Origin of the sequence: Pinisolibacter aquiterrae (genome assembly GCF_019160155.1) — a bacterium.
GTDB lineage: Bacteria > Pseudomonadota > Alphaproteobacteria > Rhizobiales > Ancalomicrobiaceae > Pinisolibacter > Pinisolibacter aquiterrae.
The window spans coordinates 41,956-66,322 of record NZ_JAFNIH010000003.1 but is presented as its reverse complement, the minus strand read 5'-3'; the positions used below and the strand labels follow the sequence as shown (position 1 = coordinate 66,322).

At 70.0% G+C, this 24,367-nt stretch carries 27 protein-coding genes; 14 read left to right on the top strand and 13 right to left on the bottom strand.

The window, feature by feature from the left end:
- Positions 1–16 precede the first annotated feature (16 nt).
- Positions 17–1,054, bottom strand: a complete 1,038-nt coding sequence (gene nadA / locus J3S89_RS00855; protein ID WP_230489218.1) for a quinolinate synthase NadA — start codon at positions 1,052–1,054, stop codon at positions 17–19.
- Positions 1,055–1,459: 405 nt separating this feature from the next.
- Here nadA and J3S89_RS00850 point away from each other — a divergent pair, with 405 nt between their 5' ends.
- Both J3S89_RS00850 and J3S89_RS00845 read left to right on the top strand, forming a co-directional pair.
- On the top strand, positions 1,460–2,701 hold the full coding sequence (locus tag J3S89_RS00850; protein ID WP_217925571.1) for an MFS transporter: 1,242 nt from the start codon (positions 1,460–1,462) through the stop codon (positions 2,699–2,701).
- 134 nt (positions 2,702–2,835) lie between these two features.
- On the top strand, positions 2,836–3,804 hold the full coding sequence (locus J3S89_RS00845) for a hypothetical protein (RefSeq protein WP_217925570.1): 969 nt from the start codon (positions 2,836–2,838) through the stop codon (positions 3,802–3,804).
- Here J3S89_RS00845 and J3S89_RS00840 read toward each other — a convergent pair.
- The 5 genes from J3S89_RS00840 to J3S89_RS00820 form a co-directional block, all read right to left on the bottom strand.
- Complete coding sequence (locus J3S89_RS00840) at positions 3,793–4,839, bottom strand: NUDIX hydrolase (RefSeq protein ID WP_230489213.1); 1,047 nt, start codon at positions 4,837–4,839, stop codon at positions 3,793–3,795. The two genes, J3S89_RS00845 and J3S89_RS00840, sit on opposite strands and share 12 nt — an antisense overlap.
- Positions 4,836–5,360 (bottom strand): tyrosine phosphatase family protein, encoded by a 525-nt coding sequence (locus J3S89_RS00835; RefSeq protein WP_217925569.1) that lies wholly within the window; start codon positions 5,358–5,360, stop codon positions 4,836–4,838. The genes J3S89_RS00840 and J3S89_RS00835 overlap by 4 nt, the downstream gene beginning before the upstream one ends.
- An 86-nt stretch (positions 5,361–5,446) precedes the next feature.
- On the bottom strand, positions 5,447–6,061 hold the full coding sequence (locus J3S89_RS00830) for an HD domain-containing protein (protein WP_217925568.1): 615 nt from the start codon (positions 6,059–6,061) through the stop codon (positions 5,447–5,449).
- Between the two features lie 77 nt (positions 6,062–6,138).
- Positions 6,139–7,017, bottom strand: a complete 879-nt coding sequence (gene ygfZ, locus J3S89_RS00825) for a CAF17-like 4Fe-4S cluster assembly/insertion protein YgfZ (protein ID WP_217925567.1) — start codon at positions 7,015–7,017, stop codon at positions 6,139–6,141.
- 89 nt (positions 7,018–7,106) lie between these two features.
- Entirely contained in the window at positions 7,107–7,826 is a 720-nt protein-coding gene (locus J3S89_RS00820; RefSeq protein WP_230489212.1) for a hypothetical protein, read from the bottom strand.
- 165 nt (positions 7,827–7,991) lie between these two features.
- Here J3S89_RS00820 and J3S89_RS00815 point away from each other — a divergent pair, with 165 nt between their 5' ends.
- Positions 7,992–8,636 carry a LysE family translocator gene (locus tag J3S89_RS00815; RefSeq protein WP_217925566.1) on the top strand — a complete coding sequence of 215 codons (645 nt, stop codon included), beginning with the start codon at positions 7,992–7,994 and terminating at the stop codon, positions 8,634–8,636.
- Between the two features lie 18 nt (positions 8,637–8,654).
- On the opposite strand, the gene J3S89_RS00810 is transcribed toward J3S89_RS00815, so the two are convergent.
- The 4 genes from J3S89_RS00810 to J3S89_RS00795 form a co-directional block, all read right to left on the bottom strand.
- Positions 8,655–8,915, bottom strand: a complete 261-nt coding sequence (locus J3S89_RS00810) for a hypothetical protein (protein WP_217925565.1) — start codon at positions 8,913–8,915, stop codon at positions 8,655–8,657.
- 175 nt (positions 8,916–9,090) lie between these two features.
- Positions 9,091–9,513, bottom strand: coding sequence for a TIGR02301 family protein (locus J3S89_RS00805; protein ID WP_217925564.1), 423 nt, complete (start codon positions 9,511–9,513; stop codon positions 9,091–9,093).
- Between the two features lie 47 nt (positions 9,514–9,560).
- Entirely contained in the window at positions 9,561–10,004 is a 444-nt protein-coding gene (locus J3S89_RS00800; protein ID WP_217925563.1) for an NUDIX domain-containing protein, read from the bottom strand.
- 33 nt (positions 10,005–10,037) lie between these two features.
- Positions 10,038–10,565 carry a hypothetical protein gene (locus J3S89_RS00795; protein ID WP_217925562.1) on the bottom strand — a complete coding sequence of 176 codons (528 nt, stop codon included), beginning with the start codon at positions 10,563–10,565 and terminating at the stop codon, positions 10,038–10,040.
- A 108-nt stretch (positions 10,566–10,673) separates the two neighbouring features.
- Between J3S89_RS00795 and J3S89_RS00790 the strand changes: the two genes are divergently transcribed.
- From J3S89_RS00790 to J3S89_RS00760, 7 genes are all read left to right on the top strand, one after another.
- Positions 10,674–11,384 carry an SOS response-associated peptidase gene (locus J3S89_RS00790; protein WP_217925561.1) on the top strand — a complete coding sequence of 237 codons (711 nt, stop codon included), beginning with the start codon at positions 10,674–10,676 and terminating at the stop codon, positions 11,382–11,384.
- A 127-nt stretch (positions 11,385–11,511) separates the two neighbouring features.
- A complete protein-coding gene (gene fabI, locus J3S89_RS00785) occupies positions 11,512–12,330 on the top strand; it encodes an enoyl-ACP reductase FabI (protein ID WP_217925560.1) in 819 nt (272 codons plus the stop codon).
- Positions 12,331–12,688: 358 nt separating this feature from the next.
- The gene (locus J3S89_RS00780; RefSeq protein ID WP_230489211.1) at positions 12,689–13,282 is read left to right on the top strand and encodes a histidine phosphatase family protein; all 594 of its coding nucleotides are present in this window, start codon (positions 12,689–12,691) and stop codon (positions 13,280–13,282) included.
- Between the two features lie 93 nt (positions 13,283–13,375).
- The gene (locus tag J3S89_RS00775) at positions 13,376–14,197 is read left to right on the top strand and encodes a dienelactone hydrolase family protein (protein WP_217925559.1); all 822 of its coding nucleotides are present in this window, start codon (positions 13,376–13,378) and stop codon (positions 14,195–14,197) included.
- A gap of 63 nt (positions 14,198–14,260) precedes the next feature.
- Complete coding sequence (aroC, locus tag J3S89_RS00770; RefSeq protein ID WP_217925558.1) at positions 14,261–15,364, top strand: chorismate synthase; 1,104 nt, start codon at positions 14,261–14,263, stop codon at positions 15,362–15,364.
- A 173-nt stretch (positions 15,365–15,537) separates the two neighbouring features.
- Positions 15,538–16,881, top strand: coding sequence for a 3,4-dihydroxy-2-butanone-4-phosphate synthase (ribB, locus tag J3S89_RS00765; RefSeq protein WP_217925602.1), 1,344 nt, complete (start codon positions 15,538–15,540; stop codon positions 16,879–16,881).
- Positions 16,881–17,588, top strand: coding sequence for a DsbA family protein (locus tag J3S89_RS00760; protein WP_217925557.1), 708 nt, complete (start codon positions 16,881–16,883; stop codon positions 17,586–17,588). The genes ribB and J3S89_RS00760 overlap by 1 nt, the downstream gene beginning before the upstream one ends.
- Before the next feature lie 6 nt (positions 17,589–17,594).
- On the opposite strand, the gene J3S89_RS00755 is transcribed toward J3S89_RS00760, so the two are convergent.
- The gene (locus tag J3S89_RS00755) at positions 17,595–18,086 is read right to left on the bottom strand and encodes a YaiI/YqxD family protein (RefSeq protein WP_217925556.1); all 492 of its coding nucleotides are present in this window, start codon (positions 18,084–18,086) and stop codon (positions 17,595–17,597) included.
- Between the two features lie 146 nt (positions 18,087–18,232).
- Here J3S89_RS00755 and J3S89_RS23315 point away from each other — a divergent pair, with 146 nt between their 5' ends.
- Positions 18,233–20,194, top strand: a complete 1,962-nt coding sequence (locus tag J3S89_RS23315; protein ID WP_217925555.1) for a methyl-accepting chemotaxis protein — start codon at positions 18,233–18,235, stop codon at positions 20,192–20,194.
- Between the two features lie 28 nt (positions 20,195–20,222).
- Here J3S89_RS23315 and J3S89_RS00745 read toward each other — a convergent pair whose 3' ends face one another.
- Both J3S89_RS00745 and J3S89_RS00740 read right to left on the bottom strand, forming a co-directional pair.
- Positions 20,223–21,542 (bottom strand): nicotinate phosphoribosyltransferase, encoded by a 1,320-nt coding sequence (locus tag J3S89_RS00745; RefSeq protein WP_217925554.1) that lies wholly within the window; start codon positions 21,540–21,542, stop codon positions 20,223–20,225.
- Between the two features lie 50 nt (positions 21,543–21,592).
- On the bottom strand, positions 21,593–21,811 hold the full coding sequence (locus J3S89_RS00740) for a hypothetical protein (RefSeq protein ID WP_217925553.1): 219 nt from the start codon (positions 21,809–21,811) through the stop codon (positions 21,593–21,595).
- A gap of 158 nt (positions 21,812–21,969) precedes the next feature.
- Here J3S89_RS00740 and J3S89_RS00735 point away from each other — a divergent pair, with 158 nt between their 5' ends.
- From J3S89_RS00735 to J3S89_RS23460, 3 genes are all read left to right on the top strand, one after another.
- Positions 21,970–22,128: a hypothetical protein gene (locus J3S89_RS00735; protein ID WP_217925552.1), complete on the top strand. Its 159-nt coding sequence runs from the start codon at positions 21,970–21,972 to the stop codon at positions 22,126–22,128.
- Between the two features lie 25 nt (positions 22,129–22,153).
- Complete coding sequence (locus J3S89_RS00730; protein ID WP_217925551.1) at positions 22,154–22,894, top strand: TlyA family RNA methyltransferase; 741 nt, start codon at positions 22,154–22,156, stop codon at positions 22,892–22,894.
- 82 nt (positions 22,895–22,976) lie between these two features.
- Positions 22,977–24,281, top strand: a complete 1,305-nt coding sequence (locus tag J3S89_RS23460; RefSeq protein WP_217925550.1) for a class I SAM-dependent RNA methyltransferase — start codon at positions 22,977–22,979, stop codon at positions 24,279–24,281.
- Positions 24,282–24,367: the final 86 nt, after the last annotated feature.

Below are 24,367 nucleotides of genomic sequence, written 5' to 3'. Positions count from 1 at the left end.
GGCCTCGGGATCGAGGTCAGTTCTTCAGATGGATCATCCGCTCGACGGCGGCCTTGGCGCGGAGCCCGACGGCGGGGTCGACCAGCACCTCTTCCTTCATCTCGAGCAGGGCGTCGAGGATCTTCGGCAGCGTGATCCGTTTCATGTGCGGGCAGAGATTGCAGGGCCGCACGAACTCGACCTGCGGTGCCTCCACCGCGACGTTGTCGGCCATCGAGCACTCGGTGACCAACACCACGCGCGAGCCTTCCGGCAGCGCCTTGACGTAGTCGATCATCTTGGCGGTCGAGCCGGCGAAGTCCGAGGCGCCGATCACGTCCGGCGGGCACTCCGGATGAGCGATGATGGTCACGCCCGGATCGTCGTCGCGATAGGCGGAGAGTTCGGCCCCGGTGAAGCGCTCGTGCACCTCGCACGACCCCTTCCAGGTCAGGATCTTGACCGTGGTGTTGGCGGCGACCCAGCGCGCCAGATACTGGTCCGGCAGGCAGATCACCCGCGGGGCGCCGAAACTCTCGACGACCTCGATCGCGTTGGACGAGGTGCAGGTCATGTCGACCTCCGCCTTCACCTCGGCCGAGGTGTTGACGTAGGCGACGATCGGCACGCCGGGATAGCGGCGGCGCAGCAGACGAATGTCCTCGGCGGTGATCGAGGCGGCGAGCGAGCAGCCGGCCTTGCCGTCGGGGATCAGAACGGTCTTCTCCGGCGCGAGCACCTTGGAGGTCTCGGCCATGAAGTGGACGCCGCCCTGGACGATCACCGCCGCGTCGGTCTTCGCCGCGAGACGCGCCAGTTGCAGGCTGTCGCCGACGAAGTCCGCGACGCAGTGGTAGATCTCCGGCGTCATGTAGTTGTGCGCCAGGATCACCGCGTTGCGGGTCTTCTTCAGCTCGTTGATGGCGTGGACGTAGGGCGCGTGGAACGGCCACTCGATGGCCGGAACGACATGCTTCACCCGCTCGTAGAGAGGCGCCGTCGCCTCCGCCACCTCGGGCGTGTAGTCGAGCGAGGGGCGCGGCAACACGCCGAACCGCTCCGCCGCGCTGCGCATCGGCGCCGTCACGGGCACCCCGCCCGGAACCGCCTCGTCGCTGGAAAACTCCCGGGTCGCGTCGACCACTTGCGTCATTCCGTTTCTCCTCGAGAGCCTTATGCTCAATATGAGCATATATGGAGCCCGAAAAAACACCGGCAAACACCCGGCGTCGACGCCCGCACCTCGCGGACCCGGGGAATATAGGGGCCTGGTCACCACTTGAACAGACCCATTGTCGTCCAAACGTCATGAAAATCGTCGCCCTGTCGTGACGACTCGTCAACGCCGTCGATCGAAGTCACCACGCCTTTTGACTTTTCCAAATCGGTTCGCCCACGTAGTACTACCGATCGAGGGGCGGCCGGCGAGGGGCGACGCGATCGCGTCGCGGCGGCGGGCTCCGGTTCGAGAGAGATCGCCATGTCGTCGCGCCCCGAGAGCTCCGCCGAGACCGCGCGTTTCCCGCTGTGGGCGATCGTCGTCTGCGGCTGCCTGATCGCCGCGATCAACTTCGGCCCCCGGTCGTCGATGGGCTTCTATCTGACGCCGATCACGATGGAGCGCGGCTGGAGCCGCGAGACCTTCTCGCTCGCCATGGCCTGGCAGAACCTGCTGTGGGGCGCCGGCGCGACCTTCTTCGGCGCCTTCGCCGACCGTTTCGGCACCGCCAAGACGCTGGCGATCGGCGCCGCGATCTATGCGCTCGGCATCCTCGCGATGGGCTGGGCGCCGACGCCGCTCGCCTTCCACGGCGCCGGCGTCCTGGTCGGGCTCGGCGTCGCCGGCTCCGCCTTCGGCATCGTCATGGCCGCCTTCGGCCGCGCCGTGACGGCGGAGAAGCGCAGCCTCGTCTTCGGCTTCGCCACCGCCGCCGGCTCTTTCGGCCAGTTCCTGTTCTCGCCGGTGACGCAGGGCCTGATCGTCACCTTCGGCTGGCACGACAGCCTGACCATTCTCGCCGCGATCATGGGGCTGATCCCGCTCTTGGCGATCCCGCTCCAGGGCAAGCCCTCGGCCAAGATCGTCCATGGCCACGATCAGTCGATCGGCGAGGCCTTCAAGGAGGCGCTCGGCCATCGCAGCTTCCTGTTGCTGACCGCCGGCTTCTTCGTCTGCGGCTTCCAGGTCGCCTTCATCACCACCCATTTCCCGGCCTATCTGCGCGACGTCGGGCTGGAGCCGAAGTGGGGTGTGATCTCGCTGATGCTGATCGGCGCCTTCAACGTCGTCGGCTCGCTCGGCTCGGGCCTCCTCGGCATGCGCGTGCCGAAGCGCTGGATCCTCAGCTTCATCTATTTCGCCCGCGCGGTGGTCTTCACCATCTTCCTGCTGGTCCCGGCCTCGCCGGTCGGCGTGGTGCTCTTCGCCAGCGTGATGGGCGTGCTGTGGCTCTCCACGGTGCCGCCGACCAATGCGCTGGTGGCGGTGATGTTCGGCACGCGCTACCTCGCCATGCTCGGCGGTCTGGTGTTCTTCTCTCATCAGATCGGCTCGTTCCTCGGCGTCTGGCTCGGCGGCTGGCTCTACGACCTGAACCAGAGCTACGACCCGGTCTGGTGGATGGGCGTCGCCCTCGGCGTCTTCGCCGGCATGGTCCACCTGCCGATCCGCGAACGCTCCGTCGATCGCATCCCCGTGGCGATGCCGGCGCCGGCCGAGTGAGATCTCCCACGCACGGGGCGGGCTCGCTCGCCTCGATCGCGTCGTGACGAACGGGGGACGCCCGTCGCCTGCGGGTGGTGGGCGCTCGCGCTTGGGTCTATGGTGATCTCGCAACGGGAGCTGCGAGCGAGACCATGGCCGACAATCCCTTCACCACCGGCATCGCCCAATGGACCCATGCCGTGACGTTGCCCTGGCGCCTGTTCGGGCGCCCGTCGAGCGCGGCGCTCCTCGAGGGTTTCCGCCAGCGCAACATCCTCCTCGACGCCTTGTTCTACGACGTGAAGGTGGTGCGCCACGAGGAGGCGGTCGATCTCGCGCCCTGGGTCGCCGGCGAGGGCGCGATCCTGGTGGTGCCCCCCTCCGGCGGCGCCAAACTGACCGTCTGCGCCGATCTCGACGCCTTCTTCGCCGCCGGTGGCGCCGAGTTCGACACGATCGCCGTCGCCGGGGTCGGCTCCTCCGCGCTCGGCACAGCCGCCTTCGCCCGCAACGTCGCCGACGCGCTCGGCCGTCCGGTCGCGGCGGTCGTCTCCGGCTACGGTCTCGCCGATCTCGTCACCGAGGCTTCCGGCGGCATCGCCTGGGCGGCCGGGCTCGACGGGCTCTACAAATTGTGGGAGCGCCTCGACCACAATCTCGACTGGATCCGCACGATGGAGGCCAACGCCCGCGGCGAGAAGCCGGTGCACGCCCATCGCGACGGCGAGGTCCTGCTCGCCCTGCTGCGCGATCCCCGCATCACCGTCGCCAATCTGGTCGGTCACTCCAAGGGCAATCTGGTGATCGCCGACGCGCTCCACGCGCTCCAGCGCGAGGACCGCGCCCGTTCCGACGCGCTCTGCGAACGGCTGCGCATCGTCTCCTTCTCGGCGCGGGTGAAGATGCCGCGCGCCTGCACCCATGTGACCGAGGTGATCGGGCGCTGGGACATGGTGGTCGACTTCGCCGCGCGCCGCGAGGCGCCGCCGGCGATCGTCCCCGACGCCTGGCACCACACCAACACCGATCTCTTCGGCGCGATCGCGGTGACCAAGATCTTGAAGGATCTGTGGGGCGAGCCGAAGCCGCCGACCGCCCCGGCGTCGCCCTCAGCCCCGTGAGCCCAGCCGGAAGCCCGGGGCGGGGCGCTCGCGCAGCACGTCGCGGCGGAAGCGGTAAAGGCTCGCCGGCCGCCCGCCGGTGACGAGCGAGGTCTCGCCGGTCGCCTCGACCAGGGCGGCGGTCTCCACCAGTCGGCGGAAGTTCTGCTTGTGCAGGTGTCGCCCCGAGATCGCCTCGACGGTCTTCTGCAACTCGGTCAGGGTGAAGCTCTCCGGCATCAGCTCGAACACCACCGGCCGGTATTTGAGCTTGGCGCGCAGCCGCGAGATCGCCGTCGCCAGGATCCGGCGGTGGTCGAACGACATCGCCCGCCCGAGCGCCGGGCCCTCGTGCCCGCGACAGGGCCGCCCGTCGCGCCGCGCCTCGGCGACGAGCCCGGCCTCGTAGAGCGTCTCGTAACGCTCCAGCACCTTCTCCTCGTCCCACGGACTGCCGTCCTCGCCGAAGAACAGCCGCATCCGCTCCGCCCGCCCCAGCGCCCGGCCGAGATCGCGTTGATCGGGCGCCTCCGCCCGCCACGCCCGCATCGCCGGCAGGATCGCCTCGTCGAGCACGGAGGGACGGCCCTCGCGCCAGTCCTCCCAGGGGAAATAGTCGTACCACGGCCGGAAGTCGGCCCCGGTCGCGGCCAGCGCCGAGCGCGAGGCGCCGCCGCCGCCGGCGCCCTCGATCCGGGTCAGCGCCAGATAGCCGACCGAGACCACGTGCGGTCCGGTGTCGCCCGGCCGGGCGAGGCGGCCGCGATCGCCGAAGGTGTAGAGCTGCTCGACGTGGCCGAGATGCAGCGCCGTCTGCGCCTGCACCCAGGCGCGCAGACCCAGTTCCAGCGTGCGGTGGCGCAACGGATCGAAGGGACCGAAGGGCAGCGCGTCGGCGCCGTCCCGGTCGCGGCCCTCGCCCCGGCCGATCGTCAGGATCGCCGGTTCCTCGTCGACCACCGCGACGATCGCCGCGTTGAGGCCGATCTCGAGGCCGCCGGCCGTCCCGGCCGCCGCGTCGATCTCCGCGCCGGTCGCGATCTGAGGTTCGATCATGGCGCCGCCCGCTCGATCGGCAGCACGAAGGGAACGCCCTCGAAGGCGTCCCGGCCACGCCCGATCGCCTCGATCGCCTTCGCCATCCGCCCGCCCCGCCCCATCAGGGCGTCGGCGATCCGCACCAGCCGCAGATTGGGCGTCGCCGACGGCGACTTGACGCGCAACTCGCGGGCGATGTCGTCCTCGGCGCGCTCCGGCATCAGCCGGCAGGCGGTGACGAAGGCACCGGCCGTCGAGCGCGAGATCCCGGCCCAGCAATGGATCACCATCGGCCGCTCCCGCGACCACGCGTCGACGAAGTCGAACAGCCGCAGCACCTCCGCCTCGCCGACGGTGATCATCCCGGCCGTCGGCTCGACGATGTCGTTGAAGCCGAGGAAGAGGTGATTGTCGGCGGGAATCGTCGCCGGGCGCGGCACCGGGGTGCCGGCATTGATCAGCGTCGCGACGTGACTGGCCCCACTCGCCGCGACGGTGGCCTCGAGACGCGACAGGGAACAGACGTGCAGGCTCGGCATGAGCGTCTCCGACCGGGATGATTCGTTGCGCCCGTCGATAGACGGCGATCATGACGCGGAAAGGACGAGGAACGAAGACCCTCGCCTCACGCGTCGGTCGGATGGGCGAGCCGGTCGAGCTGGTGGAACCGTTCGAGGAACCGCGCCTGCGCCTCGCCGACCGGCCACGGCGTCAGGTTCAGCCGCTCCGGGAACCCCTTGGGCCGGCCGAAGAGCCGCGCCGCCTCCTCCGCCGAGAACCCCGCGAGTTCCACCGCCTCGAAATAGGCCGAGACGTGATCGGCGCGCTTGGTCAGCGTCCGGATCGCCTCCGGCACCGTCGCGGGCAGGCCGAAGCGGATGTGGATCGCCGCCTCCAGCCGATGTTCGACCGCCTTGTAGCCGCCGCCGACCACCGCCTTGAACGGCGAGATCATGTCGCCGATCACATATTCCGGCCCGTCGTGCAGCAGCACCACGAGGCGGAACTTGGGGTCGAGCGCGGGCTCGAGCCGCAGCGCCAGTTCCTCCACCAACACGCAGTGCTGGGCGACGGAAAAGGCATGATCGCCGTGGGTCTGGCCGTTCCACCGCGCCACGCGCGCGAGACCGTGGGCGATGTCGTCGATCTCCACGTCGAGCGGGGAGGGGTCGAGCAGGTCGAGCCGGCGCCCGGACAGCATCCGTTGCCAAGCGCGGGGAGGAGTGGAACGGGGCGGCATCGGCGGCTCGGCGAAGGATCGGAAGAGGCGGTCGCCCGTTCCTTAGACCGTGCGGCCACCCTCCGCCAAGACCGAACTCACTCGGCGGTCTCGTGCGGCCAGTCGAACGAGGCGAATTCCGGCAGATCGAGCCCGATCGTCACGCCGCCGACCTCGATCGCGTCGCCCGAATCGATCGCCGCCTTGGCCCGGTCGGTGCGCACCAGCGCCAGCGCGAGGGGGCCGTGCGACGAGCCGATCGCGCCGATCGTCTTGTCGCCGCAGGTGATCTCGGTGCCGAGATCGGGCCACGCCGGCCGCGCCTCGAGCGCCCGGGCGATCACCACGCGCTTGCGCGCCGTGCCGCGATGCTTCATCCGCGACACGACCTCCTGACCGACGAAACAGCCCTTCTTGAAGTCGACCCCGTCGAGATCGTCCATGTCGACGTCGTGCGGGAAGACGTCGCCGAGGGCGAAGTCGAGCCCGCTCTCCGGCACGCCGTGCTCGATCCGAAGCGCGTGCCAATCGGCCGGGCTCGCCGTCGTCGCCACCGTGTCGGCCACCGCCGCCGGCACGAGGAGATGCGTGCCGAGGACGGCGAGGCGCGGATCGGCGAAGGCGACCGCGCCCTCGATCGTCGGGGCGGGCCCGCCCCAGGCGAGGAAGACGGCGAAATCGTCGGAACGGTCGGCGACCGTCACCTTGGCGCGCAGCTTGTAGAAGCCGAGCCGCTTGGCGAAGGCGGCCGCCTCGCCGCGCGCCACCTCGAACAGGAACCCGCCCTCGACCGGCGTCGCCAGGAAGTCGAACAGAACCTTGCCCTGCGGCGTCAGGAGCGCGCCGAGCCGCGCCTCGCCGGGCGCGAGCGTCTTGATCGTGTTGGTGACGACGCCGTGCAGAAAGGTCGCGGCGTCCTCGCCCATGACGGCGACGACGCCGCGATCGGGACGTCGAGCGATGGTCGTCGTGGTCATCCGTCGTCTCTCCCATCAGGGTTCGTCGCTCGCGAGCATCGCCCGAGGGCGGCGCGAGCGCGAGAGGAAATGTCGGGCAGGCCGCCCGATCAGTCGGCCGGCCGGAACCAGTGCCAGGTGCCGTCCGGACCGATGCCGACCGAATAGAACGTGTAGCGGCCGACCGACTTCATCTCCTCGAAATCGGCCGAGGTGACGATCTTGTAGAGCTCGACCAGTTGCGGCGGCTCGAGCTTGTCGATCGGCAGCGCCGCATAGGCCGGCCAGACGTACATCTCCTGCGGCGTGCCCGGCGAGACCCGGGCCCAGCTCGATTCGAGCACGTCCGTCAGGATCGCCAGGATCTCCATGCCCTGGCCGTCGCCCGACTGGGCCTTCAGATAATCGATCGGATCGCTCACCTCGTTGACCGAGAACACCGGCGGCATCTCGTTCGACTGGATCGCGATCTTGAGCTTCTGCATGTCGCCGGCATAGGCGGCGTCGAGCAGGCGCTTGCGCATCTTGGCGACCGCCGGCGGCAGGTCGGTCTCGCCCTTGTGGACCTCGGGCGGCGACGAGGAGGGGATCGACGGGGCGACGGCCGGCGGCGGCGCCGGTCGCGGCGCGCGCTCCGCCGCCTCTTCCGGGGTGGGCGCGGCGTCGGGCTTGGCGGCGGTGGGCGGGGTGACGACGATTCGCTCCGTTCCCACCTTCTTGGAGGCGTTCGTCTCCTGCGTCGCGGCCGGGACCGCGCTCGCCGCGAGGAGGGCGATCAGGGCGAGGCCACGGATCGCCGATCGCACCGAGAGTTCTTTCAGACTTGCCATGCGCCGGTCCACCCGCTTAACCATCGGCTCGGGCGTTCGATCCCGTCGATCGGTTCGGCGCCCGACGCGCCGGGCGGCATGTTAGCGATGCGCCGCGCCGATGGAAGGGCCTTCCGCGTTCGGGACGCGGAACCGCAACGGACGAGAAGAGGAGGCGCGTCGCCCATGTCGAGCCTGACGCTGCTTCTGACCGGCCTCGGTGTCGGCGTGGTCTTCTCCGCGCCGGTCGGCCCCGTCAACATCCTGTGCGTCCAGCGCGCCTTCCGCTCCGGCTTCTTCTCCGGTCTGGCGGCCGGCCTCGGCGCGGTCATGGCCGACGGGCTCTTCGCCGCCGTCGCCGCCTTCGGCATCACCGCCGTCTCCGGCTTCATCGAGGGCCATTCGGTCTGGCTGCAGGTGATCGGCGGGGTGCTGCTGATCGCCTTCGGCATCCGCACCGCCCGCGTCCATCCCCATCTCGACGCGAGCGCCGACGAGGTCGCCTCCCTGTCGCGCACCGCCTTCGCGACCTTCGGCATGACCATCACCAATCCGGCGACGGTGCTGGGCTTCCTGGCGCTCTTCGGATCGCTCGGCGATTGGGCGCCGAAATCGGGCGATTGGCTCGCCGCCGGCATGTTCGTGGTCGGGGTGGTGGCGGGGGGATCGTCGTGGTGGCTGATCGTCGCGACGGCGGTGGCGGCGCTGCGCGATCGCATGACCGATCGCACCCTGGCGCGGATCAATCTGGTCGCCGGGGCGCTGCTGGTGTCGTTCGGCGTGGCCGTGCTGGCGCGTCTGCCCTTCGGCGGATCGCCCTTTCCGATCTGAGGCGCGCCTCGGCCCTTCTCACTGCAAGGGGCGATCGATGGTGAATTCGCCGGCCAGCACGCGGTCGGTCAGGCGTTCGACGAAGTCGGCGACCGCGACCTCTCCCCAGGTCGCGACGAGGTCGCTGACAACGGCGAAGAGCGCCGCCTGGGTGACGATGTCGCGTTCGATTCCCTCCGCTTCCGCCTCGGCCATGGCGTCGGCGACCAGTTCGTAGGCGGCGCGCTTCTTGTCGGCGAGCGTCGGTTCGACGTCGCTCACAATCGTCTCGTCGAGCATTCCGATCTCGTGCGATCCCTCGGGGTGCCGCGTTTCGCGCACCCTCGTCCCTCCGAAATGGATAGCACGGGCGAGGCCGCCGGTCCCGCCTCCAGGGGGCCTATTGTTAACGAGCGTTAAAATTCATGTTCCAATGGTTAACGCGGCCGGTGACATTCGAGCCGAATGCGACGGGTCACGGATGCCCCCAGCGCGTCACCAGATCGTGGCCGAGCGCCTCGCCGCGCAGCCGATAGGTCTCGGCGAGGGCGCGCGCCGCGGGCGTGCATCTGCGGTGGACCGCGGCGAGACCGCGATAGGATTGATTGAAGCGATCGACGATGCGCTGACGCCGCTCCCGGCTCGGCTGCTCGGCGTCGAGGATCGTCTGCATCTGATCGCGCCAGGTCTGCGCCTCCGGCGCCCCGCACAGGGGACGCAGGTGGTGCAGCGCCCCGAGCACCTCGGCCAATTTGGCGAGCGTGTCGTCGTAGGGCGCCTCGTCGGCGGCGCGCGACGGCGGGGCCGCGACGAGCACGAGAGCGAGCGCCATCGCCGCGATGGCCGGGATGCGCCCGCCGGCGAGGCCCTTCCGCGCGAAATCGACCCGTCTCGTCATCCGTCCCACGTCTCGCCCGATCGACCCGGCGCGGGGGTTCGTGCCGGTCACGGTTGTCTTAACCCGTCCCGGGAGCGAGATCCATCGAAGAGGCGACGGGCGGCGGCGACCGCGTCGAGCCCGCCGCGAACGAGCGGCAGGCCGGAGAGGCGGGCCGGCGCCACGAACGCCGCTTCGGCGGCGTCGTCACCGGCGACGGGCTCGCCGTCGACCCACACGGCGGCGAAGACGGCGATGTCCCAGGTCATCGCGGTGCCGTCCTCGGCCGCGCTCGGAACCTCGCGCCGATCGCAGAGGCCGAGGAGACGCGCGGTGACGCCGGTCTCCTCGCGCACCTCGCGCAGGGCGGCGGCTTCCGCCGTCTCGTCCGCCTCGATCCGTCCGCCGACCGGCGCCCACAGCCCGCGCGCCGGCTCGCGCCCGCGTCGGACCAGGAGGACCGTGTCGTTGCGGAAGACGACGACCGAGACGGCGGCGCGACGTGGGGGCATGGCGTCCGGAGCGCGTGCGGGAGGGGAGGGAGATCAGGGAAACAGTTCGTCGACGGCGGCCTGCGCCTCCGACTCGAGCGAATCGGCGGCGGGCGCGGCATGCATGCTCGGCGGGCCGTTGATGATGCCGCTGGCGGTGGCGATCAGCGGCTTCAGCCGGTCGCCGACGAAGGCGCGCAGACGATGGCCCCCGGCCGGATCGCGTCCGTCCCAGCCGTCGACCAGCGCGATCGCTTCGGCCATGGCGCAGTCGAGATGGGTGATGGTCGCCTCGAATTCCGAGCGGATCGCCGGATCGGCCGCCTTCCAGGCCAGGACCGCCAGATCGCGCTCGCGGAAATGCGAGTTGCGAAAATAATCCTCATAGGCGAGCGGCGTCCAACCGACGACGTCCTCGGCGCAGTCCGGCATGTCCGGAACCAGCTCCAGCATCATGACGACGTCGTTGAAGTGATTGAGATAGTCGGTGGCGAGACGGGTATTGGGGTTGATGTTGGCGGCGGCCAGCACCTCGGGACTCAAGCGGTCCTGCGAAGCCTCTTCCCTGGTCGCGCGCGCCATCCTTCCACCCATCCCGTCCGGTCGATCGGTTCCAACGGTAAGCGGTAGCCGTTACCATTTCGCTTACGAAACCAAGGCGAGCAGATTCCACCGAGAGGATGATACCGGATGTGTGGCCGCTTCATGCTGACGGCGACGCCCGAGGAGGTGCGGGATGCCCTCGACTACGTCGACCGGCCGAACTTTCCGCCGCGCGAGGACATTCGGCCGACCGAGCCGATCGGTGTCGTCGTACGGGCGTCGGGCGAACGGCGCTTCCGATTGGTCCGCTGGGGCTTCTGGCCGGGGTGGCTGAAGGATCCGAGCACCTTCACGCTGCTGATCAACGCCCGCGCCGAGACGGCGGCCGAGAAACCCTCCTTCCGCGCCGCCATGCGCAACGGCCGCTGTCTGGTGCCGGCGACCGGCTTCGTCGAATGGCGCCGCGACGGCCGGATCCGCACGCCCTTCCGGATCGTGCCCCGGGCGGGCGGGATCGTCGCCTTCGCCGGTCTCACCGAGACCTGGTCGGCGCCCGACGGTTCCGAGGTCGACACCGCCGCCATTCTCACCGTCGACGCCAATGCGGTGGTGGGCGCGATCCACGACCGCATGCCGGCGGTGATCCCACCGGAGCGCTATGGCGAATGGCTCGACCCGGCGACCGACCCGAAGGCGGTCCGGCGCCTGCTCGCGCCCGCTCCCGACGATCTCTTCGAGGCGCTCGAGGTGGCGCCCGCGCCGCGCCCGCCGCGTCCCGGCTCGGCCGGTCCCCCGCCGGGCCGCGCGCCCCGGTCTCGCGAGCCGCGCGGCGGTGGCGGGCAGATGGATCTCTTCTGAACGGTTTCCGGCGTCCTCGCGGGGCGCCGTCGCGGGGTGGGCGGGCCCATGGCGCCGCTTGCGGCCCCATGGGCTCCCGTGTCATAGAACCCGCGAAATCGTAACGAGAAGTCGAAGGACGAGATCCATGGCCGACACCAAGGGCCTGATGGCAGGCAAGCGTGGCCTCGTGATGGGCGTTGCCAACAACCGCTCGATCGCCTGGGGCATCGCCAAGGCGGCGCGCGAGGCGGGCGCGGAGGTGGCGCTGACCTATCAGGGCGACGCGTTGAAGAAGCGCGTCGAGCCGCTCGCCGCCGAGCTCGGCGGTATCGTCGCCGGCCATTGCGACGTCACCGACGCGGCCACCATCGACGCGGTCTTCGCCGAGATCGAGCGCGCCTGGGGCACCATCGACTTCGTGGTCCACGCCATCGCCTTCTCCGACAAGGACCAGTTGACCGGCCGCTACGTCGACACGACGCCGGACAATTTCGAGAAGACCATGAACATCTCGGTCTACAGCCTCGCGGCGATCGCCCAGCGCGCCGAGAAGCTGATGCCGAACGGCGGCTCGATCCTGACGCTGACCTATTACGGCGCCGAGAAGGTCATGCCGAACTACAACGTCATGGGCGTCGCCAAGGCCGCGCTCGAGGCGTCGGTGCAGTATCTTGCGGTCGATCTGGGCGGCAAGAACATCCGCGTCAACGCGATTTCCGCCGGCCCGATCAAGACGCTGGCCGCCTCCGGCATCGGCGACTTCCGCTACATCCTGCGCTGGAACGAATACAACGCCCCCCTGAAGCGCACCGTGACCATCGAGGAGGTCGGCGACAGCGGCCTCTACCTCCTCTCCGACCTGTCGCGCGGCGTCACCGGCGAGATCCTCCACGTCGACAGTGGCTACCACGTCGTCGGCATGAAGGCGGTCGACGCCCCGGACATTTCGGTGGTCAAGGAGTGATCGATTTCCGTCGATACGGACGAAGTGGAGAGGGCGCCCCGGGAGACCGTGGGCGCCTCTTTCGTTCCACGAGGCGACGTCCGTCTTCGAGGGCGCGTCCCCGACCGGCTCTCCCCGCCGTCATCCCCGGGCTCGACCCGGGGATCCATGCGGCCGTGCCCTCGGGAATGACGCCTCGGGGACGACCGGGGCGAGCCCGGTCGTGACGATATCGTGAAGAGGTTGCGACCGAAGTGGCGTTCGGGCCCGCGCGCCGATCCCGCCGGTGAAGACGGTTCGCGACCCCGCCTTCCGACGTTGTGACCGTCATGCTTCCGCGCTAAGACCACCTCGCAAGAGCGAGACGAGGCCCCGATCCGTGACGCGAACGATCTATCACATCCGCCACGGCCAGACCGACTGGAACGTCGCCGGTCGCCTCCAGGGCATGCAGGACATTCCTCTGAACCCGATCGGCCAGGCCCAGGCCGACGGCAACGGCCGCGCGCTCGCCGCCCATCTCGCGGCCGAGGGGATCGATCCGGCCCGCCTCCATTGGTTCTCGAGCCCGCTCGGCCGCACCCGTGAAACCATGGAACGCGTCCGCGCCGGGATCGGCCTCGACCCCGAGGCCTATGTCGTCGTCCCCGATCTGCGCGAGGTCTCCTTCGGCGTCTACGAAGGCAAGACCTACGAGGACATCGCCGAGACGAACCCGGCTCACCATGCCGAGATCCTGCGCGACAAGTGGCATTTCCTGCCGCCGGAGGGCGAGAGCTACGAGCAGATGGCCGAACGCCTGCGGGCGTGGCTCGCCCGAACCTCCGGCGACATGGTCGTGGTTTCGCACGGTGGCGTGTTCCGCGCGCTGCGCGCGGTCATCGAAGGTCTCGACGATCCGAACCTCGCGCATCTTCTCGTGCCCCAGGATCGCATTTTCGTGTGGCGGGACCGTCACGGATCGTGGTTATGATCTGACTCTGGATGGTCCCGTCGTCTCTTCGCGGCGGGATCTTTGCGTGAGGGCCCCGCGACGAGGGCCGCGCCGGATGGGGATGTCGAGATCATGTGCACGCTCGAGGGATGCGGAAGTCACGCCCACATGCCGCCGCTGGTGGTCCCGCAGGCCGATCGCCGGGCCTTTCTGATGGGGCTGGCGGGTCTGCCCATCGCCGCCGTCCTGGCCGATCCGGCGCTCGCCGAGGTCGCCGCCGCGTCGGTGGAGATGGTGCCGATCCCGGTCGAGGGCAGCCACGATCTCTCCGCCGCGATCGCCTATCCCAAGGCCGACAAGGCGCCCGCGCTGGTGCTCATCCACGAATGGTGGGGCCTCAACGATCAGATCAAGGCGGTCGCCGCCGAATTCGCCAACCAGGGCTATCTGGTGATCGCGGTCGATCTCTACGGCAAGGTCGCCAAGGACGCGACCGAGGCCAAGGCGCTGATGGGCGGCCTCGACGCGCGCCTCGCCACCCGCCAGATGATGGCGGCGGTCGCCTTCGCCCGGGCGCACGCGCGCGGCAACGGCAAGGTCGCGACCTGCGGCTGGTGCTTCGGCGGCGGCTGGTCGCTCAACACCTCGATCGCCACCCCGGTCGACGCCACCGTGATCTACTACGGCAACGTCAAGAAGACCGCCGATCAGGTGAAGGGGCTGAAGGGCCCGGTGCTCGGCCATTTCGCCACCCAGGACCAGTCGATCGACGCGGCCATGGTCGGCGGTTTCGAGCTGGCGATGAAGGAGGCCGGCCTCGCCGATCGCCTGACCGTCTACTGGTACGACGCCGATCACGCCTTCGCCAATCCGACCGGCGCCCGCTACGACGCCGAGGATGCCGCGCTCGCCTGGGACCGCACCCTGCGCTTCCTCAAGAAGACGCTGGTCTGACGTCGATTTGACCGGCACCGAGCGATCCCCTAGACGAAGATCTCGTTCAGGGGATCCCGCGCCATGTCGCACAACACCTTCGGCCATCTCTTCCGCGTCACCACCTGGGGCGAGAGCCACGGTCCCGCCATCGGCGCGGTGATCGACGGCTGCCCGCCCGGCGTGGCGCTCGACCTCGCCGCCCTCCAGGCCGATTGCGACCGCCGCAAGCCCGGCCAGAGCCGCTTCGTCACCCAGCGGCGCGAGGAAGACATGGTCGAGGTGCTCTCCGGCGTCTTCGAGGACGACGGCACCGACGGCCTGCGCACCACCGGCACGCCGATCTCGCTGATGATTCGCAACACCGATCAGCGCTCGAAGGACTACGGCGAGATCCGCGACAAGTTCCGTCCCGGCCACGCCGACTACACCTACGACGCCAAATACGGCATCCGCGACTATCGCGGCGGCGGCCGCTCCTCGGCCCGCGAGACCGCCGCGCGCGTCGCCGCCGGCGCCGTCGCCAAGCAGGTGCTGAACGCGCTGGTACCCGGCGGCGTGACGATCCGCGCCGCGCTGGTGCAGATCGGCCGCGAGGCGATCGATCGCCTCAATTGGGACTGGTCCGAGGTCGGCCGCAATCCCTTCTTCTCGCCCGATCCCGACAGTGTCGCCCGCTTCGAGGCCTATCTCGACGGCATCCGCAAGGCCGGCTCGTCGATCGGCGCCATCCTCGAGGTGGTGGCGGAGGGCGTGCCGGCCGGCTGGGGGGCGCCGCTCTACGGCAAGCTCGATCAGGACATCGCCTCGGCGCTGATGTCGATCAACGCGGTCAAGGGCGTCGAGATCGGCGCCGGCTTCGAGAGCGCCGAATTGACCGGCGAGGAGAACGCCGACGAGATCCGCATGGGCAACGACGGTCCGATCTTTCAGTCGAACAACGCCGGCGGCATCCTCGGCGGCATCTCCTCCGGCCAGCCGATCGTCGCGCGTCTGGTGGTCAAGCCGACCTCCTCGATCCTGACCCCGCGCAAGACCATCGATCGCACCGGCCACGACACCGACCTGATCACCAAGGGCCGTCACGACCCTTGCGTCGGCATCCGGGCCGTGCCGGTGGTCGAGGCGATGACGGCGATCACCCTGGTCGATCACGCCCTGAGGCATCGCGGCCAGACCGGCCGGTGACCGCGCGCATCGTCTGAGGTGGGCATCGCCGCCTCCGTCCGATGCGTCGACGGGCGATCGATGGGCTCGATCGCGCCTCCCGTCGCGTGACGCGCGCCCGTCGAACGCTGCGTGCATGAAAGCGCCGCATGCTTTTCATTGCCACTGAAAGCCTCTCGCGCTATTCAGTGCTCATGCGCCTCGACCAATGGCTCGCCCGATCGAAAGAGACCCGCAGCGCCTTCGCGCGCCGCGTCGGCCTGTCGCCGGCGGCGATCACGGCGTTGTGCAACGATCCCTCGGTGTGGGTCTCGCGCGAGACCGCCGAGAAGATCGCCGCCGCCACCCGCGGCGCGGTCACCCCCGACGATTTTCTCGGCCTCGCCCCGCGCTCCAAGGCCCATGAGGAGACGATGATGAACCAGTCCCGTGTCGCAGCCGCGCTGCGCGCCTTCGAACGCGGCGAGATCGTCGTGGTCACCGACGACGACGATCGCGAGAACGAGGGCGACCTGATCGTCGCCGCCGTCCACGCCACCCCCGAGAAGCTCGCCTTCATCGTCCGTCACACCTCCGGCATCGTCTGCACGCCGATCCCGCGCGATCTCGCCCGCAAGCTCCACCTGGAGCCGATGATCGCCGCCAACGACGCCCCGCTCGGCACCGCCTTCACGGTGACCATCGACTATCGCCACGGTCTGACCACCGGCATCTCGGCCGAGGAGCGCTGCAACACCGCCCGCGCGCTCGCCAATCCCAACGTCGGCCCGGGCGACTTCGTCCGCCCCGGCCACGTCTTCCCGCTGATCGCCAAGGACGGCGGCGTCCTCATGCGCTCCGGCCACACCGAGGCCGCCGTCGACCTCTGCCGCCTCGCCAAGCTGCCGCCGGTCGGCGTCATCTGCGAGCTCGTCAACGACGACGGCACGGTGAAGCGCGGCCCCGACGTCGCCAAGTTCGCCGAGGACCACGGCCTCGAGATCGTCTCGGTCGCCGACCTCATCGCCTATCGCCAGAGGAACGAGAAGCTGGTCGACCGGGTCGACGAGTTCGACGTGGAGACCCCGGCCGGCCGCGCCCGCGCCATCTCCTATTCGACCCCCTTCGACCCGATGCATCATCTGGCGATCGTCTTCGGCGACATCCGCGACGGCCGTTCGGTGCCGGTGCGGCTCCATCTCGAGTCGGTCGTCGACGACGTCTTCGGCAAGACCCAGTCGCTCGACCGCCTGACCGAGCGCATGGCCAAGGAGGGCCGGGGCGTCATCGTCTATCTGCGCGAGGGCTCCGTCGGTGTCGCCAAACCGACCCGCGAGGCCGAGAAGGGCGCCGACCCGCTCGCCGCCGCCGAGCACGAGGCCCACGTCTCCGCCTCGACGCGCGCGGAGAATTGGCGTGAGATCGGCCTCGGCGCTCAGATCCTCAAGGATCTCGGCGTCTCCTCGATCCGCCTGATCTCCTCCAAGGAACGCCGCTACGTCGGCCTCGAGGGCTTCGGCATCGCCATCGAGGGCACCGAGACGCTGGAGCGCTGCTGATGAGCGAGGAGACGACCCCCGACCTCGACGCCGAGACCGACGAGAACGTCCAGGTCCTCGTCCCCGGGACGGTGATCGCCATCGTCGACCCCCTGTGCGGTTGGTGCTGGGGCGCCGCCCCGGCGCTCACCCGCCTCGCCGAGAGCGGCGCGGTGCCGTTGGAGCTGCTCGCCTCCGGCCTCTTCATCGGCGGCCGGCCGATGACGCCCGACTTCGCCGCCTATGCCTGGAAGAACGACTGCCGGATCCGTGATCTGACCGGCCAGACCTTCTCCGACGCCTATCGCGAGAAGGTGCTGGGCGATCTCGACTCCACCTTCGACAGCGGGCCGGCGACGCTCGCCTTCGCCACGGTCCAGTCGCGCGCGCCGGGCGAGGCCCTGCGGGCCCTCCACGCGCTCCAGGCGGCGCGCTGGGTCGAGGGACGCGACATCACCGACGAGGCGGTCTGCGCCGCCGTGCTGCGCGAGATCGGCATCGGCGAGGACGACGTCTCCGCCTTCCTGAACGAGGACGAGGCGGTGATCGACGCGCTCAATCAGCGCGCCGATCTGGCGCGGCGGCTGATGGAGCACGTCGGCGCGCGCGGCGTTCCGGCCCTGCTGCGCGTCACCGAGACCGGCGTCGAGATGATCGAGAGCCGGGTCCTGTTCGAGAACGTCGAGACCATCGTGATGCAGGTGGTGGGGTCGCAGGGCGCCGCCTGACCCGCTTCACGCGACCGGGGCGGGCGGCGGCCGCTTCGCCAGATCGTGGGCGGCGCGCCGCACCTCGCGGTCGAGCGCCTGCAGGAACACCTGCCGGTCGCGCGGCCCGAACGGGCGCGGCCCCCCGGTGACCGCCCCGGCCGAGCGCAGATCCTCCATCAGATCGCGCGTCGCCAGCGCCATGCCGATCGAGGCGGCGTCGAAGACGCGCCCCTTCGGGGTCAGTACCCGCGCGCCCGTCTTGACGCAGCGATCGGCGAGCGGCACGTCGGCGGTGATCACCACCGATCCCGGCCCGGCCCGCTCCGCGATCCAGTCGTCCGCCACATTCGCGCCCTGCGCCACGATCACCCGCTCGATCAGCGGATCGTCGGGCACGCGGATCCAGGAATTGGCGACGACGAACACCCTCAGATGCAACCGCCCGGCCACCCGATAGACCTCGTCCTTGACCGGACAGGCATCCGCATCGACGTAAACCGTAGGGGAAGGCGTCATCTCATCCTCGGAAAAATTGTCCATTACGCAACGTCATTGAAGAAAGATTTTCGAAGCCTCGATGTTTTGGTCGAGATCCACAACCCTTCGTTAACGACGCCGGCGTTCCAATCGGTCGCAGTCGACCGGAATGGAGCGCCATCCTCATGCATCTCAAGAAGCGTCTGACCCTCGGCATCGGCGCCGGTGTCGTGATCGCGGCCGCGGCTTGCGTCGCCGCGGGATTGTGGTTCGTGGGCAATCTGATCGAGGACAACGTCGCCCATCAGCTCGACAACGGCTCCCGTCAGTTCGCCGCCGAGGTCAACGCGCAGGGCCAGCGGGCCCGCTCCCTCGCGCGCTTCGTCGCCGCCGTTCCCGCCTTCACCGACGCCTTCGCCGCGCGCGATCGTGGCCGCCTCTCCGACTTGTTGGTGCCGGCCTTCGACACGGTCAAGGCCGACGGTTTCGATCAGTTCCAGTATCACACCGCCCCGGCGACGTCGTTCCTGCGCGTCCACAAGCCCGCCAAGTTCGACGACGATCTGTCCTCCTTCCGTCAGACGGTGGTCGAGGCCAATGCCGGCGCCAAGGACGTGATGGGTCTCGAGAACGGCGTCCAGGGCATCGGCATTCGCGCCGTGGTGCCGGTGAAGAAGGGCGCCACCGCCCTCGGCACGGTCGAGTTCGGCCTCGCCTTCGGCAAGGACTTCGTCCACGACTTCGGCGCCCGCACCGGCCTCAAGGTGGCGTTGCTGCTCGACGCGACCGAGCCCGGCAAGTCCGGCCGCACGCTGCTCGCCACGAATTTCCCCGACGGATTCGCCCTCGACACCGCCACGCTGAAGGATCTCGGCGGCGGCGCCGGCCGTCTCGGCGTCTTCTCGATCGAGGGCCGCAATTGGTCGCTCGCCGACCAGCCCCTGCTCGACTATTCCGGCAAGCCGATCGGCACGGTGGTGCTCGGCACCGACCGGACCGACCTCGAGGCGACCCGCGGCAATGCCGCCGCCGTCTTCACCGCGCTCGCCGTGATGCTGCTGCTCGGCGGCGGCGTGATGATCTGGTGGCTGAACCGCGAGATCGGCGGGCCGATCGTCGCGCTGACCGACGCGGTCGGCCGCATCACCGGCGGCGATCTCGACGTCGTCACCCCGCGCGCCGACGAGATCGACGAAATCGCCGCCATGGGCCGCGCCGTCGATGCGCTCAAGGCGGCGCTGCGCGCCGAGGCGGAGGCGGAGACCGCCGCCCGCCGCGACGAGGAGGCCCGTTCGACGCGCGGCCGCCGTCGCGAGGAACGCACCCGCGCCTTCGAGGGCTCGATCAAGTCGGTGCTCGGCGCGATGACCGAGGCCGCCGACCGCATGGCCGCGACCGCCGACGGCCTGCGCGCCGTCTCCGAACGCACCACCAGCCGCTCGCATGCCGCCGTCGCCGATGCCGAGGAGACCTCCGGCACCGTCGGCGCCGTCGCCGCCGCCACCGAGGAACTGGCGAGCTCCGTCCAGGAGATCCAGCGCCGGGTCGATCATTCCGCCGCCATCGCCGGCCGCGCCCTCGACGAGGCCGGCCGCACCGACGAGGCGGTCCGCACCCTCGCCGTCAGCGGCGACAAGATCGGCGAGGTCGTCGACCTGATCAATTCGATCGCCGGCCAGACCAATCTCCTCGCCCTCAACGCCACCATCGAGGCGGCGCGCGCCGGCGAGGCCGGCAAGGGCTTCGCCATCGTCGCCGCCGAGGTCAAGGCGCTCGCCAACGAGACCACTCGCGCCACCGAGGCGATCGCCGGTCAGGTCGCGCACATCCAGGGCGAGACCCAGCGCGTCGTCGCCGCGATCGGCTCGATCGGCACCACCATCCGCGAACTCACCTCGCTGTCGCGCGACATGGCGGCCGTGATGGGCGATCAGGAGATCGCGACCCAGGAGATCGCCTCCAACATCCAGCGTGCCGCCGCCGGCGCCCGAACCCTCTCCGACGTGATCGGCGAGGTCGAGGGCGACGCCGCCGCCACCGATCGCGCCGCCGTCGGCGTCATCGACACCGCGCATGAACTCGGCCGCTTCCGCGAGGCGCTCGACCGAGAGATCCACGGCTACATCGAGGACCTGAAGCGGGCGTGAGCCCCTCTCTCGCGCGCGCCGGCCGGGATCACACCTCGACCGGCATCCGCGCGAACCCCTGGGTGCCGAAGACGCGGGTGTAGCGGGCGACCTCGTCGGCCGGCCCCATCGCCTTCTCCGGATTGTCGGAGAGTTTGACCGCCGGCCGCCCGTCGGCCGCCACCACCTTGCAGACGAGCGAGATCGCCTCGAGGTTCGGATGGCTGCCGGCCGGGGCGCAGCCGGCGAAATCGTTGGTCAGGTGCGTGCCCCAGCCGAACGAGAAGCGGCATTTGCCGTCGAGGTGGCGCGCCGAGGCCTCGATCGAATCGATGTCCATCCCATCGGAGAGGACGATCAGCTTGTCGCGCGGATCGTGGCCGCGCGCCTTCCACCAGGCGATGATCTCGTCGGCGGCGGCGATCGGCTCCTTGCTGTCGGGACGCACGCCCTTCCACTGGGCCGCCCAATCGGGCGCGTCGCGCAGGAAGGCGGTGGTGCCGAACGTGTCCGGCAGGATCACCAGCAGATTGCCGTGATAGAGGCGCGCCCAGTCCTCCAGCACCCGATAGGGCGCGGCGCGCAGCTCGTCGTCGCTCTTCGCCAGCGCCGCGTAGACCATCGGCAACTCGTGGGCGTTGGTGCCGATCGCCTCCAGCGCCGAATCCATCGCCAGCTTGACGTTGGAGGTTCCGAGGAAACTCGCGCCGAGCCCCTCCTTCAGCGCCTCCACGCACCAGCGCTGCCACAGGAAGCCGTGCCGGCGCCTCGTGCCGAACTCGGCGATCGGCACCGTGCCGACCTCCGCCTCGAGCGCCCGGATCCGTTCGATCTTGGCCCAGACCTTGGCCTTGGCGCGGGCATAGAGCACGTCGAGCTCGAACCGGCTCATGCCCTTCATGGCGGCGCGGGCACGCAGCTCGTTGACGATGGCGAGCGCCGGGATCTCCCACATCGAGGTCTCTGCCCAGAGCCCCTCGAAGGTCAGTTCCCATTGCCCGTCGGCCGTGCGTTCGAGGCGGTAGTCCGGCAGGCGGAACCGCTCCAGCCAATCGAGGAAATCGGCGGAGAAGATCTGGCGCACGCCGTAGAACGTGTTGCCGGCGAGCCAGATCAACTCGTTCTTCTGGAAGCGGATCGTGCGGGCGTGGTCGAGCTGGTCGCGCAGCTCGCGTTCGTCGATCACCTCGGCGAGGCGGACGCTCCGGGTCCGGTTGATCAGCCCGAAGGTCGCGCGTGTGCTCGGCGCGACCTGGCGGATCAACTGCACCATCAGGAACTTGTAGAAGTCCGTGTCGAGCAGCGTCCGTACGATCGGGTCGATGCGGAAGCCGTGGTCGTAGACGCGCGTGGCGATGTCGAGGGTCATGGGTGGAGATTACCCGCGCCCCTCGACGATGCAATGCCGGCCGGAGCGGTTCACGCCACCAGATCGGTCCATTTGACGATATGGTCCTTGTGGACCGGCTTGCCGCCGGCCTTCCTCACCGCCGCGATCACGTCGTCGAGGGTGAGCCCGGCCGGTACGTCCTCGATCGCGTAGATCACCGACCCGCCGCTGGTCGGCCCTTCCTCCGAATTCTTCAGCGCCTTGGTCACCAAGCCCTCGTAGGCGACCTTCACCATGTGCACTGCCATGCCTTCCCCCGTCGTTTCTCGACATTGCCTGTCGACACGCGCACGGCGCCTGTCGGAAACCGCACGGGAATGGGCACCCGTCACGGTCTCGATCGCCGAAGGAGCAAGCCGCGTGCCGGCCGTTTCCTCGGCGCGCGCGAACGGCTATGATCGCCGCCATGACCCGCGCTCCGTCCCCCGCCGTGCCACGTCCGGTTCTCTATGTCGGCCTGCCCGCGCTCGCCGGCCTTCTGGTCGTCGCGCTCTGGGCCTGGGCCCGCTTCGGCCAGGGCGTGTTCTTCGACACGCTGGTCGGCGGCATGAGCGCCTGCCTGTGATCGCCGCTCTCGGATCCCGCCCGTCATGACCCGCAAACGCCTCGACGTCGCCCTGGTCGACCGCGGTCTCGCGCCGACCCGGGCGCGCGCCCGCGACGCGATCGATCGCGGCACCGTCACCGTCGACGGCCGCGTCGAGACCCGGCCGGCGGCGCCGGTCGGCGTCGAGACGCGGATCGAGATCGCCGATCCCGCCGCGCGCTGGGTCTCCCGCGCCGCGCTGAAACTGGTCGGCGCCCTCGACGCCTTCGCCCTCTCGCCGGAGGGGCGGACCTGCCTCGACCTCGGCGCCTCCACCGGCGGCTTCACGCAGGTGCTGCTGGCGCGCGGCGCGGCCCACGTCACCGCGATCGACGTCGGCCACGGCCAATTGGCGCTCGCCGTGGCGAATGACCCTCGCGTCACCTCGATCGAGGGGCTGAACGCCCGCGATCTCGCCGCCGATCATCTCGCCCGGGCGCCCGATTGCGTCGTCGCCGACGTCAGCTTCATCTCGCTCGCGCTCGCCCTGCCGCCGGCGCTCGATCTCGCCGCCCCCGGCGCGATCGGCGTCTTCCTGGTGAAACCGCAGTTCGAGGTCGGCCGCGACCACGTCGGCAAGGGCGGCGTGGTGCGCGACGAGGCGGCGGCGGAGGCGGCGGTCGAACGAATCGCCGCGCTCCTCGAAACCCACGGCTGGCGCGTGCTCGGCCGCGCCGAGGCCGCCATCGCCGGTGCCGACGGCAACCGCGAACATGTGCTGGCCGCTGTGAAAAACGGGGCCTGACGCCTACGCGACCATGACGCCCCTCGCTTCCCGGCGCCGGATGGGGCACAAGGTCGGCCGACCAACGAACGAGGACAGACCCGTGACCGACGCTTTCCAGGACGGCCCGACCGTCACGGTCGCCATCACCGACATCGCCCACAAGGGCGACGGCGTCGCCGTCTTCGAGACCGAAGCGGGCGAGAAGCGCATCTTCGTCGGCGGCGCTCTTCCCGGCGAGACGGTGCGGATCGGCATCTCCGGCGAGGGCGTCAACGAGCGCGGCCGCGTCGTCGAGGTGGTCGAGGGCTCGCACGACCGCGTCGAGCCGGCCTGCCCGGTCTACGACCGCTGCGGCGGCTGTTCGCTCCAGCATTGGGACCAGACGCCCTATCTCGCCTGGAAGCGGGCGCAGGTGCGCGCCGCCTTCGCCGATCGCGGTCTCGACGTCGAGGTCGCCGAGATCGTCGCCACCGGCCCCGCCTCGCGCCGCCGCGCGGTGATCGCGGTCCAGCGCCGCACCGGGGCGCCGGTCGCCGGCTTCCGCGAGCGTCTCTCCCACACCGTGGTCGACGGCTCCGACTGTCTGGTGATCTCGCCGCGCATCCGCGCCGGTCTGCCCAAGCTGGTCGCGCTCTCCCACCTGCTCACCTTCGGCGCGAAGGGGGCGATCTTCACCGTGCTCGACACCGAGACCGGCCTCGACGTCTCCGTCGGCGACGCCACGCTGGCGCCCGATCGCCGTCAGCAGGCGCTGAGCCTCGCGCTCGAACTCGGCCTCGCCCGTTTCTCGATCGGTCGCGAGATCGTCGTCGAGGCCCATGCCCCGGTGATCCGCTTCGGCGGCATCGCCGTGATGCCGCCGCCCGGCGGCTTCATCCAGGCGGTGGCGGAGGCCGAGGAGGCGATGGCCAAGCTGGTGGAGGTGGCCGTCGAGGCGGCGCTCGCCGCGCGCCCGAAGCGGGCCAAGGGCCCGCCGCGCGTCGCCGATCTCTTCGCCGGTTGCGGCACCTTCTCGCTCCGCCTCGCCCGTCTCGCCCAGGTCCACGCGGTGGAGAGCGAGCGCGGCGCCCTCGACGCGCTCTCCTTCGCCGCGCGCCACACCCAGGGTCTGAAGCCGGTGTCGGTCGAGGTCCGCGACCTCTATCGCCGCCCCTTGATGGGCAAGGAACTGGCCTTCGACGCGGTGGTGATCGACCCGCCCCGCGACGGTGCCGCGCCGCAGTTCAAGGAACTGGCGAAATCCTCGGTGCCGGTGATCGTCGCGATCTCCTGCAACCCGGCGACGCTCGCCCGCGACGCGCGCTATCTGGTCGATGCCGGCTGGACCATGGGCGAGGTGACCCCGATCGACCAGTTTCTCTGGTCGCACCACGTCGAGGCGGTGGTGGTCTTCACCAAGGGGTGACGAGCGCGCCGTCGCCCTGGCCGTCCACTCCGTGTTTCCTCTCGTCATGACCGGGCTCGGCCCGGTCATCCATTCGGCGTCGCCCC

Excerpts from the sequence above, each read along its gene's own strand:
- nadA (WP_230489218.1), bottom strand. The coding sequence starts at position 1,054 with ATGCGCAGCGCGGCGGAGCGGTTCGGCGTGTTGCCGCGCCCCTCGCTC.
- J3S89_RS00850 (WP_217925571.1), top strand. The coding sequence starts at position 1,460 with ATGTCGTCGCGCCCCGAGAGCTCCGCCGAGACCGCGCGTTTCCCGCTG.
- J3S89_RS00845 (WP_217925570.1), top strand. The coding sequence starts at position 2,836 with ATGGCCGACAATCCCTTCACCACCGGCATCGCCCAATGGACCCATGCC.
- J3S89_RS00840 (WP_230489213.1), bottom strand. The coding sequence starts at position 4,839 with ATGATCGAACCTCAGATCGCGACCGGCGCGGAGATCGACGCGGCGGCC.
- J3S89_RS00835 (WP_217925569.1), bottom strand. The coding sequence starts at position 5,360 with ATGCCGAGCCTGCACGTCTGTTCCCTGTCGCGTCTCGAGGCCACCGTC.
- J3S89_RS00830 (WP_217925568.1), bottom strand. The coding sequence starts at position 6,061 with ATGCCGCCCCGTTCCACTCCTCCCCGCGCTTGGCAACGGATGCTGTCC.
- ygfZ (WP_217925567.1), bottom strand. The coding sequence starts at position 7,017 with ATGACCACGACGACCATCGCTCGACGTCCCGATCGCGGCGTCGTCGCC.
- J3S89_RS00820 (WP_230489212.1), bottom strand. The coding sequence starts at position 7,826 with ATGGCAAGTCTGAAAGAACTCTCGGTGCGATCGGCGATCCGTGGCCTC.
- J3S89_RS00815 (WP_217925566.1), top strand. The coding sequence starts at position 7,992 with ATGTCGAGCCTGACGCTGCTTCTGACCGGCCTCGGTGTCGGCGTGGTC.
- J3S89_RS00810 (WP_217925565.1), bottom strand. The coding sequence starts at position 8,915 with ATGCTCGACGAGACGATTGTGAGCGACGTCGAACCGACGCTCGCCGAC.
- J3S89_RS00805 (WP_217925564.1), bottom strand. The coding sequence starts at position 9,513 with ATGACGAGACGGGTCGATTTCGCGCGGAAGGGCCTCGCCGGCGGGCGC.
- J3S89_RS00800 (WP_217925563.1), bottom strand. The coding sequence starts at position 10,004 with ATGCCCCCACGTCGCGCCGCCGTCTCGGTCGTCGTCTTCCGCAACGAC.
- J3S89_RS00795 (WP_217925562.1), bottom strand. The coding sequence starts at position 10,565 with ATGGCGCGCGCGACCAGGGAAGAGGCTTCGCAGGACCGCTTGAGTCCC.
- J3S89_RS00790 (WP_217925561.1), top strand. The coding sequence starts at position 10,674 with ATGTGTGGCCGCTTCATGCTGACGGCGACGCCCGAGGAGGTGCGGGAT.
- fabI (WP_217925560.1), top strand. The coding sequence starts at position 11,512 with ATGGCCGACACCAAGGGCCTGATGGCAGGCAAGCGTGGCCTCGTGATG.
- J3S89_RS00775 (WP_217925559.1), top strand. The coding sequence starts at position 13,376 with ATGTGCACGCTCGAGGGATGCGGAAGTCACGCCCACATGCCGCCGCTG.
- aroC (WP_217925558.1), top strand. The coding sequence starts at position 14,261 with ATGTCGCACAACACCTTCGGCCATCTCTTCCGCGTCACCACCTGGGGC.
- ribB (WP_217925602.1), top strand. The coding sequence starts at position 15,538 with ATGCGCCTCGACCAATGGCTCGCCCGATCGAAAGAGACCCGCAGCGCC.
- J3S89_RS00760 (WP_217925557.1), top strand. The coding sequence starts at position 16,881 with ATGAGCGAGGAGACGACCCCCGACCTCGACGCCGAGACCGACGAGAAC.
- J3S89_RS00755 (WP_217925556.1), bottom strand. The coding sequence starts at position 18,086 with ATGACGCCTTCCCCTACGGTTTACGTCGATGCGGATGCCTGTCCGGTC.
- J3S89_RS23315 (WP_217925555.1), top strand. The coding sequence starts at position 18,233 with ATGCATCTCAAGAAGCGTCTGACCCTCGGCATCGGCGCCGGTGTCGTG.
- J3S89_RS00745 (WP_217925554.1), bottom strand. The coding sequence starts at position 21,542 with ATGACCCTCGACATCGCCACGCGCGTCTACGACCACGGCTTCCGCATC.
- J3S89_RS00740 (WP_217925553.1), bottom strand. The coding sequence starts at position 21,811 with ATGGCAGTGCACATGGTGAAGGTCGCCTACGAGGGCTTGGTGACCAAG.
- J3S89_RS00735 (WP_217925552.1), top strand. The coding sequence starts at position 21,970 with ATGACCCGCGCTCCGTCCCCCGCCGTGCCACGTCCGGTTCTCTATGTC.
- J3S89_RS00730 (WP_217925551.1), top strand. The coding sequence starts at position 22,154 with ATGACCCGCAAACGCCTCGACGTCGCCCTGGTCGACCGCGGTCTCGCG.